General features: G+C 69.8%; 11 protein-coding genes. 5 read left to right on the top strand and 6 right to left on the bottom strand.

Annotation, left to right across the window (positions count from 1 at the left end):
- The 3 genes from L6E10_RS26655 to L6E10_RS26665 all read right to left on the bottom strand — a co-directional run.
- A partial coding sequence (locus tag L6E10_RS26655) for a transposase (protein WP_236222523.1) occupies positions 1-269 on the bottom strand: 269 nt, incomplete at its 3' end.
- A gap of 29 nt (positions 270-298) precedes the next feature.
- Complete coding sequence (locus L6E10_RS26660; protein ID WP_236222525.1) at positions 299-730, bottom strand: IS5 family transposase; 432 nt, start codon at positions 728-730, stop codon at positions 299-301.
- A 145-nt stretch (positions 731-875) separates the two neighbouring features.
- Positions 876-1,997 (bottom strand): citrate synthase, encoded by a 1,122-nt coding sequence (locus L6E10_RS26665; protein WP_236222526.1) that lies wholly within the window; start codon positions 1,995-1,997, stop codon positions 876-878.
- A gap of 42 nt (positions 1,998-2,039) precedes the next feature.
- Between L6E10_RS26665 and L6E10_RS26670 the strand changes: the two genes are divergently transcribed.
- Complete coding sequence (locus L6E10_RS26670; RefSeq protein WP_236222528.1) at positions 2,040-3,161, top strand: citrate/2-methylcitrate synthase; 1,122 nt, start codon at positions 2,040-2,042, stop codon at positions 3,159-3,161.
- 166 nt (positions 3,162-3,327) lie between these two features.
- Here L6E10_RS26670 and L6E10_RS26675 read toward each other — a convergent pair whose 3' ends face one another.
- Complete coding sequence (locus L6E10_RS26675) at positions 3,328-3,477, bottom strand: hypothetical protein (protein ID WP_236222530.1); 150 nt, start codon at positions 3,475-3,477, stop codon at positions 3,328-3,330.
- A gap of 71 nt (positions 3,478-3,548) precedes the next feature.
- Here L6E10_RS26675 and L6E10_RS26680 point away from each other — a divergent pair, with 71 nt between their 5' ends.
- The gene (locus L6E10_RS26680; protein ID WP_236222532.1) at positions 3,549-4,493 is read left to right on the top strand and encodes a GlxA family transcriptional regulator; all 945 of its coding nucleotides are present in this window, start codon (positions 3,549-3,551) and stop codon (positions 4,491-4,493) included.
- Here L6E10_RS26680 and L6E10_RS26685 read toward each other — a convergent pair.
- Positions 4,398-4,919, bottom strand: coding sequence for a MarR family transcriptional regulator (locus L6E10_RS26685; protein WP_308102885.1), 522 nt, complete (start codon positions 4,917-4,919; stop codon positions 4,398-4,400). The genes L6E10_RS26680 and L6E10_RS26685 overlap by 96 nt on opposite strands.
- Before the next feature lie 106 nt (positions 4,920-5,025).
- Between L6E10_RS26685 and L6E10_RS26690 the strand changes: the two genes are divergently transcribed.
- Positions 5,026-5,583: a YceI family protein gene (locus tag L6E10_RS26690; protein ID WP_236222535.1), complete on the top strand. Its 558-nt coding sequence runs from the start codon at positions 5,026-5,028 to the stop codon at positions 5,581-5,583.
- A gap of 149 nt (positions 5,584-5,732) precedes the next feature.
- Positions 5,733-6,383 carry a response regulator transcription factor gene (locus L6E10_RS26695; protein WP_236222537.1) on the top strand — a complete coding sequence of 217 codons (651 nt, stop codon included), beginning with the start codon at positions 5,733-5,735 and terminating at the stop codon, positions 6,381-6,383.
- Here the strand turns inward: L6E10_RS26695 and L6E10_RS26700 are convergent.
- Positions 6,380-7,945, bottom strand: a complete 1,566-nt coding sequence (locus tag L6E10_RS26700) for a GAF domain-containing protein (RefSeq protein WP_236222541.1) — start codon at positions 7,943-7,945, stop codon at positions 6,380-6,382. The two genes, L6E10_RS26695 and L6E10_RS26700, sit on opposite strands and share 4 nt — an antisense overlap.
- A gap of 155 nt (positions 7,946-8,100) precedes the next feature.
- Between L6E10_RS26700 and L6E10_RS26705 the strand changes: the two genes are divergently transcribed.
- Entirely contained in the window at positions 8,101-8,751 is a 651-nt protein-coding gene (locus L6E10_RS26705) for a hypothetical protein (protein ID WP_236222539.1), read from the top strand.
- Positions 8,752-8,835 lie beyond the last annotated feature (84 nt).

The raw sequence follows: 8,835 nt of genomic DNA on the forward strand, positions 1-8,835 counted from the left end.
TCGAAATCCGGTGGCCTTCCACCGGACGACCCCTTGGCCTTGCGGTAGGAGATCTGGTCGACACGCTCGGGAATGGTGGCCTTGATCCGCCGCTGCCGTAACGCGGTGCGGGTGCTCGGGTGGGCATAGGCCTTGTCGGCGATGACCCGCCCGACTCGCACTCGCTGCCCGTCGACGTCGATGTCGTGGATATCGTCGAGCAGCGGCAACAGTTGCGGGTTGTCGCCGGCCTGGCCTGGAGTAACGATCACCGCCAGCGGCAGACCCACGGCATCGACGGCCAGGTGGAGCTTGGTGGTCAGTCCTCCGCGGGATCGTCCGAGGCATTCGCCGTCGATGGCGAGGTCGTCGATCCAGTCCGCGCAGCCCCCTTTTTCCGGGCGCCGGCCGCGTGCTGGTGGGCCCGGATGCTCGTGGAGTCGATGCTGACCACGAACGCGACGTTGTCCTCGAGTGTCCCGAGTGAGTCGTCTTTGACGATCACGTGCTCGAGGATTCGGTCCCACGTGCCGTCCGCGGTCCACTTCCGCAGCCGCTCGTGCGCGGTCTTCCACGGCCCGTAGCGTTCGGGCAGGTCACGCCAGGGCGCACCGGTGCGTTCCTTCCACAGGATCGCGTTGATGACCTGCCGGTGGCTGCGCCACCGGCCACCGCGCTGCCCGCTCTGCGCGGGCAGCAACGGCGCGATTCTCGCCCAGGCCTTGTCCGTCAGCTCACCACGTCCGACCACACACCATCATCTGCACACGATCATGAGAAAGATCCGCAGGACACGCCCTAGGGCGTGCGCGACGGCCGCACCAGTCTCCTCCCGCACCCTGGGCCGGTCCGCGCTCACTTCCGGCCCCCGGCCTCACCTCGCCGCGCCCGGCGGCCTACGGCCGGTCTCCCGTGTAGACACCCAGCGTCCGGAACCTCAGACCGGGCTCCCGGTACTCCTCCATCGCGTGAGCGATCCACCCCACGATCCGCGCGATCGCGAAGATCGCCTCCCCCGCGTCCGGCGGCATCTTGAACATCAGCGCGAACTGGGCGAGTGCCAGGTCGACGTTCGGGAACGTCCCCCTCTGGGTCGCGATCACCTTGTCCACCACCAGGTCGCCCTCACCGCGCAGCAACGCGAGCAGGTGGTCGGCGCGCGGGTCGCGGGAGCGGTAGACGGCGTGGCCGAAGCCCGGGATGGGCTGGCCGGAGCGCAGCTGTTCGGCGACGGCGCCCATCGGGTCGGACTCCGCCTGCTGCAGGAAGCGGTACGCGATCGTCGTGGCGGCGCCGTGCTTCTGGCCCTCCATGGCGCCCATCCCGGCGGACACGACGGCGTACGGGTTGGCGTGGGCGGAGGCGGCGACCCTGGCGGCCATGGTCGAGATGGCCAGGTCGTGGTCGGCCAGCAGGATCAGGGCGGCGTTGAGCAGGTCCGGCCTCGCCGGCTCGGGTGAGAGGCGCGCCCACAGGCGTTCGGCGATGTCGGTGCCCTGGGGCCTGCCGACGAGCGGCAGAGACTCCACGACGTCGGCGATCAGGGACTGGGCCGTGGTGACGGCTCGGTCCAGGTCGTAGCGGAGGGGGTCGCCGACGCTGGCGAGGGCGATGGCCACGCGGACGCGGTCGGTCAGGGTGGCGCTCTCCGGTAGGGCCATCCAGATCTCCTGGCCCTCGGGGAACTGCACCCCTGTCGAGTCGATCTCGGTCCACAGCCAGTGCGCCACGTCCTCGAAGCGCTTGGTGCTCGACAGACCGGGGACGGAGCGGCCGCGGTAGTGGAGCTGGTCGTTCTCCAGCAACGAGATGCGCGTGCGGATGCAATCCGTCACAGAGGACGCCGCTCCGCGGGCTCCGGTGCGGCGTGCCACAGCCTCCACCTGGGCGACGTCGAACATGCTCGCACGGTTGACCTTCGTGCTGGTCAGGAGGCCACGGCTGACGTACGAGTAGACCGTCGCCGGTTTGACGCCCAGGCGGCGGGCGGTTTGCGTTGTCGTCAGCATTGATTCCATCAACGTTGACTGTACAAGACGGCTTGACGGAGCCTGTTGTCCATGTTGATTGATGCACCCAAAGGGTTGAAAGACGTTGTCGTCACCACGACCTTGATCGGGGACGTGAACGGCGCCGCGGGCTACTACCACTATCGCGAACACGACGCGATCGAGCTGGCCAGGACGCGGTCGTTCGAGGACGTGTGGTTCCTCTTCGCCGAGGGCAGGCTGCCGGACGAGACCGAGGCGGCGGAGTTCGCCCGCCGCACCGCCGAACTGCGCGCACTACCGGCCGCGATCCGCGAGGTGCTGCCGTCGGTCGCGAAGTCCGGCTGCACGGCGCTGGCGGGACTCAGGACCGCGTTGTCGATGCTGCCGAGCCGGCCGATGTGGGACGCGCCGATGAGCGACAGGAAGGCGGACGCGCTCAAGGTCAGCGCGATGACGCCGACGATCCTGGCCGCACTGCACCGCCTCCAGCACGGACTTGATCCCGTCGACCCCAGGGTTGATTTGTCCACCTCGTCCAACTGGCTGTACATGTTGACTGGACGCGAGCCGTCGGCGTGGACGAGCCGTGCGGTCGAGCAGTACTTGATCGCCACGATCGACCACGGCTTCAACGCGTCCACCTTCACCGCACGCGTGGTCGCCTCGGCGGGTGCGGACGTCGTGTCGGCGGTGACGGCGGCGATCGGCACGTTCTCCGGCCCTCTGCACGGCGGCGCGCCGGACCGCGCGCTGGAGGCCCTCGACCTCATCGGGTCGCCGGACAACATCGACGCCTGGGTGCGGCAGCGCATCGAGCAGGGCGACCGCATCATGGGCTTCGGCCACGCCGTCTACCGGACGGAGGACCCGCGGGCGCGCCTGCTGAGGGAGATCGCCCTGGAGGAGCCGACCCCGCTCACGACCTTCGCCGTCACCGTCGAGCGCAGGGTCACGGAACTGCTGGCCGAGCTCAAGCCCGGCCGGCAGCTGTACGCGAACGTGGAGTTCTACGCCGGAGTGGTGATGGAGCAGTGCGGCATCCCGCGCGAGATGTTCACGCCGACGTTCGCGTGCAGCCGGGTCATCGGGTGGTGCGCCAACGCGCTCGAGCAGTCCGAGGACACGAAGATCATCCGCCCGGTCGCCCGCTACACCGGCCCGGCACCGCGAATCGGGTCGCCGACCGGGTGACACGAACGCGTTACACCAACCGGGCGGTACGCCTTGCCTTGAGGCATCGCCAGGCGAACGCCCGCAAGGCGAAACGTTTGGCAGGGGCTCGCCCGCCAGATGAGGCACCCACCAGGTGGCAGGTGAGCCACCCGGCCGGCGAGCCGCTCATCAAGTGCCCCACCTATCAGGTGAGGTACCGCAGTTCGTCGCGAACGCGGACGCGGTCGCGGTCGTGGACGTCGGTCGAGCCTGCCAGGCCAGCGGTGCGGTCGCGGTGCCGGTCGAGCCAGACGGAGAGGGCTGCCACTGCGAGGACGATCGCTGCAAGAGTCATGTCTAAAAGTTTGCGACCAGCAATATCCCGCCAACAGTGGCAGATCTGACGCCACGCGCTAATATCCTGCCATGCTGCGATCGGTGGCGGTTCCCCTCATCGACGGCGTCGCGCCGTTCGAGTTCGGCCTGCTCTGCGAGGTGTTCGGCGTCGACCGGACCGAGGAGGGCGTGCCGCCGGTCGACTTCCGGGTGTGCGGGGAGACCCCGAACGCGCCGGTGGCGACGAGCGTCCCGGGCGTGAGCATCACGCCGGAGCACGGGTTCGACGCGCTGCAGAGCGTCGACCTCGTCGCACTGCCCGCCGCGCGGGTCCGGGACGAGTACCCGGAGAAGCTGGTGAGGGCGCTGCGGGAGACCGGTGCGACGCTGCTCAGCGTGTGCAGCGGGGCGTTCATCCTCGGTGCGGCCGGGCTGCTCGACGACCGGCGCTGCACGACGCACTGGCATGAGGCACGGCAGTTCCAGGAGCGCTTCCCGAAGGCCCGGATGGACCCGGACGTGCTGTTCGTCGACGACGGCGACATCATCACGAGCGCCGGCACGGCCGCCGGCATCGACGCCTGCCTGCACCTGGTGCGGCGGGAGCTGGGGACGAAGGTCGCCAACACCATCGCGCGCCGGATGGTCGTGGCGCCGCAGCGCGACGGCGGTCAGCGGCAGTTCGTGGAGCTGCCGATCCCCGACTGCAGCGCGGACAGCCTCGAACCGGTGCTCGAGCACGTGCTGGAGACGATCGCGGGCAACCACACGGTGGCCTCGATGGCGAAGCTCGCCGTCATGTCCGAGCGGACGTTCGCGCGCAGGTTCGTCGCGGAGACCGGCACGACGCCGAACAAGTGGCTGTCACTGCAACGGGTGCTCCACGCGCGCAGGCTGCTCGAGGAGACCGACCTGGACGTCGACCTGGTCGCGACCCGGTCAGGCTTCGGGACAGCCGCCCTGCTGCGGCACCACTTCCACCGCGTCGTCGGCGTCGCACCCAGCGACTACCGCCGCACATTCGCCTGTCGTTAGGCGCGTGAAGATCTTCTCGGAGATCTCCCGCAGGGCCTCCACCTCGGCGGGCGTGATCTGGTCGAAGACCAGTTTCTGCACCATCTCGGCGTGTGAGGGCGCCGCTGCCTCGATCGCGGACCTGCCGAGGTCCGTCAGCACGACGAACGACCCGCGCCCGTCGCTGCCACAGCTCTCCCTGCGCACCAGGCCGCGCTTCTCCATCCGTGCGACGTGATGCGAGATGCGGCTCTTCTCCCAGTGCAACGACCGTGCGAGCTCCAACACGCGTACGCGTTCATCAGGCGTGTCGGTGAGCTGCACCAGCACGGCGAAGTCAGCCATCGAGATTTCCGAGTCGACTGACATCTGCCTGCTCAAGTGCGCATTGAGCTCCCCCTGCATGCGGACGTAGGCACGCCACGCCCGCTGCTGCTCGGGTTCCAACCATCGTGTCACTCGTTCAGCATACGGGAATAGTTGACACATCATCCAGGTTCGTGCAAAGTGGATGACACTTCAACCAAATCGAACTACCGAAGGACTGACCACCATGACCACCGCCACCAACCTCTCCGAACTGACCGGCGACTACGTCATCGACGCCTCGCACTCCCGCATCGGTTTCGTCGCGCGCCACGCGATGGTCACCAAGGTTCGTGGTGCGTTCAACGAGTTCGACGGCAAGATCAAGATCGACGGTGACAAGCCGGAGAACACCACCGCCGAGGTGACCGTCAAGGTCGCCACGATCGACACGCGCAACGCCCAGCGCGACGGTCACCTGACCACCAACGACTTCCTCGACGTCGAGACCTACCCGGAGATCAAGTTCGTCTCGACCTCCGCGAAGCAGGTCGACGACGACAACTTCGAGATCACCGGTGACCTGACCATCAAGGACGTCACCAAGAGCATCACCATCCCCTTCGCCTTCGAGGGCGTGGCCGTCGACCCGTTCGGCAACACCCGCGTGGGCTTCGAGGGCTCGCACACCATCAACCGCAAGGACTACGGCGTCACGTGGAACGCGGCGCTCGAGACCGGCGGCGTGCTGGTGAGCGAGAAGGTCGTCCTCGAGTTCGAGATCTCGGCGATCAAGCAGGGCTGACCGGAACCGGTCACACCGCGGAGTCCGGGCGCTTTCCCAGCGACCCGGACTTCCGCGTTTTCGGCGGTCCCGAACGACGCCCGATCGGGCTAGTGCGGCGAGTGCCGCCAGGCCCCTTGCGCCCGTGTCCTTGGGCTACCGTGACCTCCATGGCGACGCGTGTGTTCCTCGTCGACGACCACGAGATCGTCCGCCGCGGCATCGCGGACCTGCTCGGTGAGGAGTCCGATCTCGACGTGGTCGGTGACGCGGCCTCGGTCGCGGAGGCCCTGGCCAAGCTGCCCGGCGCCGGCGCCGACGTGGCCGTGCTCGACATCAGGCTGCCCGACGGCAACGGCATCGAGCTGTGCCGCGAGCTGCGCAGCCGCCTCCCCGGCCTGCAGTGCCTGATGCTGACGAGCTTCGCGGACGACGAGGCCCTGTTCGACGCGATCATGGCGGGCGCGTCCGGGTTCGTGCTCAAGCAGATCCTGGGCGCCGACCTGGTCAACGCCGTCCGGACCGTAGCGGCGGGACAGTCCCTCCTGGACGCCCGCACGACGTCGGCGCTGCTCAACCGCATCCGCCGCGAACGCGAGGAGGGCGACCCGCTGCGCATGCTCAGCGAGCAGGAGCGCACGGTGCTCGACCTGATCGGCGAGGGCCTCACGAACCGGCAGATCGCCGAGCGCATGTTCCTCGCGGAGAAGACCGTCAAGAACTACGTCTCGCACCTGCTGGCGAAGCTCGGCATGCAGCGCCGCACGCAGGCGGCGGTGTTCGCCTCGCAGTTCCGCAAGGACGGCGAGAAGCCCCGCTAACCCAGCGGGACGCGCCAGACCACGCGGGCGCCGCCTCCGTCGACGGGGCGCACCTGCAGCGATCCGCCGAACTTCGACGCGCGGTGGGCCAGGTTGCGCAGCCCGCTGCGCGCGGCGTCGGCCTTGATGCCCACCCCGTTGTCCTGCACCGTGATCACGACGTCGTCCCCGGCGTCGACCAGCACCGTCAGCTCGGTCGCGGACGCGTGCCGGACGCAGTTCGTCACGGCCTCGCGCACGACGGCCTCGACGTGCTCGGCGAGCTCGGGCGGCACCGAGTTGTCGACGGTGCCGGACATCCGCACCGCGGGCGAGAGGTGCGTGTCCTCGGTCAGGCCGGCGACGAGGTCGAGCAGACGGCGCCGCAGCGAGGTGTTGTCCGTCGAGTGCAGGTCGAAGATGGACGTGCGGATCTCGCGCACGGTCTCGTCGAGCTGCTCGACGGCGGTCTGCAGCCGGGCGGCGACGTCCGGGTCGGCGATGCGGCGCATGGTCGCCTGCAGCGTCAGGCCCGTGACGAACAGCCGCTGGATGACGTGGTCGTGCAGATCGCGGGCGATGCGGTCGCGGTCCTCCAGCACGTCGAGCAACCGCTGGGAGCGCTGCTGCTCGGCGAACTCCAGCGCGACCGCCGCCTGGTCCGCGAACGACGCCAGCACCGGCACCTGGTCGGGCAGGAAGCGCGACTCGCCGCCGCGGCGCAGCACCACGAGCGCGCCCGTGACGACCGGGCCCGACCGCAGCGGGACGGCGAGCGCCGGGCCGAACGCCGTGCCCAGGTCGTCGACCAGCAGCGGGACGCCGGAGCGGACCACCTCGTCCACGGTGTGGTCGGCGGCGTCGAAGTCGTCGACCTCCACCCCCGCGCTCGCCGCCACCGACAGCGGTACGTGCCCGCCGTCGCCCAGCACGACCAGGGCGGAGTCGGCGCCCGCCAGCTCGACGGTGCGCTGGGTGATCAGGCGCAGCGCGTACTCGCCGGACGCGCCCCCGAGCAGCTCCGAGTTGATCTCGCCGATCGCCTCCAGCCACCGTTCGCGCATGCGGGAGCGTTCGAACAGGCGGGCGTTCTCGATCGCGATGCCGGCGGCCGCCGCGAGGGCTTGCAGCACCGCCTCGTCGTCGGCGGTGAACTCGGCGGCGTCGATCTTCTCGGTCATGTAGAGGTTGCCGAACACCTCGTCGCGCACGCGCACGGGCACGCCCAGGAAGCTGTGCATCGGCGGGTGGTTCGGCGGGAAGCCCACCGACATCTCGTGCTGGGACAGGTCGTGCAGCCGCAGCGGCGTCGGGTCCTTGATGAGCAGCCCGAGCAGGCCCTTGCCCTCGGGGAGGTGCCCCATCCTGCTCCGCGTGACCTCGTCCACGCCGACGTGCAGGAACTCGGACAGGTCGTCGCGGGTGCCGAGCACGCCGAGGGCGCCGTAGCGGGCGCCCACCAGGTCGACGGCGGCCTGGACGATGCGCAGCAGGGTCGACTGGAGCTCCAGGCCGGACGCGACGGCGAGCACGGCGCCGAGGAGCTCCTGCACGTGGTCGCGGGTGGTGACGATCTCGTCCATGCGGTCTCGCACCTCGGCGAGCAGCTCGTCGAGGTCTCGGCGGCTGTGCGCGTCGGACACGATGACAAGATTCGCACACTTTCGGTGAAACAGGTCCTCGCAACAAAGGACCTTCGACCGTGGCCGGTTCGCCGCCCCCACCGGACAGTGGGCACATGACGACCGCCCTGCCCGGCTCGCTCGGACTGGCCGGTGAGGCCGTGCGCGGCGTCCTGGCGCTCGCGAGGGCCTCGGTGTCCGGGGTGCGGTTCGAGGTGCGCCCCGACCAGATCGAGCTCCACACCCCGGGACCGCACAACCGGGAGACGCGTCTCGCGTGCGGTGCCGCGCTGCTCAACGTCCGGCTGGCGTTGCAGGCGCTCGGCATCCGGCCACTGGTGACGCTGCTGCCGGGCCCGAGCGCCGGTGACGCGGCGGCGGCCGTGCGGCTCGGCGGGCACCGGGAACCCGGCCCGGACGTGCTGGCGCTGCTGCACGCGTTGCGCTCGGCCCGCCGGACGTGGACGACGTTCCCCGAGCCGGCCTCCTGGCGCGGCCTGCTGTCGCGCGCGGCCGAGGTGGAGCGGGCGTGGCTGCACGTGCGCACCGGCGCCGAGCTGGTCCTGTGCACGTTCACCCAGGGCGCCGCCGCGGAGATCCGCGCCGGGCAGGCGGTGCAGCGCGTCGTGCTGACCGCGGCGACGGCCGGTTTCGCCGTCTCCCCCGCGCTCGACCCCGCGAGCCCGTCCGCGTTGCGCGCGGACCTCCGCCCGTGCCTCGGCAACACGCTGGTGCCGCAGGTGGTCCTGCGGCTGGGCGCGGGCTAGCTGTACTGCCGTGAGAGGTTACGAACGGTCCGACACGTAGTCGGATGATCTTGGAATGAGGGAGGGCCTCCGGGTTCGGTGTGG

The sequence above is a fragment of the Lentzea sp. CC55 genome (assembly GCF_021056325.1).
Lineage (GTDB): Bacteria > Actinomycetota > Actinomycetes > Mycobacteriales > Pseudonocardiaceae > Lentzea > Lentzea jiangxiensis.

Bases quoted from the DNA above. Each gene is read 5' to 3' on its own strand.
- L6E10_RS26665 (WP_236222526.1), bottom strand. From the start codon at position 1,997: ATGGAATCAATGCTGACGACAACGCAAACCGCCCGCCGCCTGGGCGTC.
- L6E10_RS26670 (WP_236222528.1), top strand. From the start codon at position 2,040: ATGTTGATTGATGCACCCAAAGGGTTGAAAGACGTTGTCGTCACCACG.
- L6E10_RS26675 (WP_236222530.1), bottom strand. From the start codon at position 3,477: ATGACTCTTGCAGCGATCGTCCTCGCAGTGGCAGCCCTCTCCGTCTGG.
- L6E10_RS26680 (WP_236222532.1), top strand. From the start codon at position 3,549: ATGCTGCGATCGGTGGCGGTTCCCCTCATCGACGGCGTCGCGCCGTTC.
- L6E10_RS26690 (WP_236222535.1), top strand. From the start codon at position 5,026: ATGACCACCGCCACCAACCTCTCCGAACTGACCGGCGACTACGTCATC.
- L6E10_RS26695 (WP_236222537.1), top strand. From the start codon at position 5,733: ATGGCGACGCGTGTGTTCCTCGTCGACGACCACGAGATCGTCCGCCGC.
- L6E10_RS26700 (WP_236222541.1), bottom strand. From the start codon at position 7,945: ATGGACGAGATCGTCACCACCCGCGACCACGTGCAGGAGCTCCTCGGC.
- L6E10_RS26705 (WP_236222539.1), top strand. From the start codon at position 8,101: ATGACGACCGCCCTGCCCGGCTCGCTCGGACTGGCCGGTGAGGCCGTG.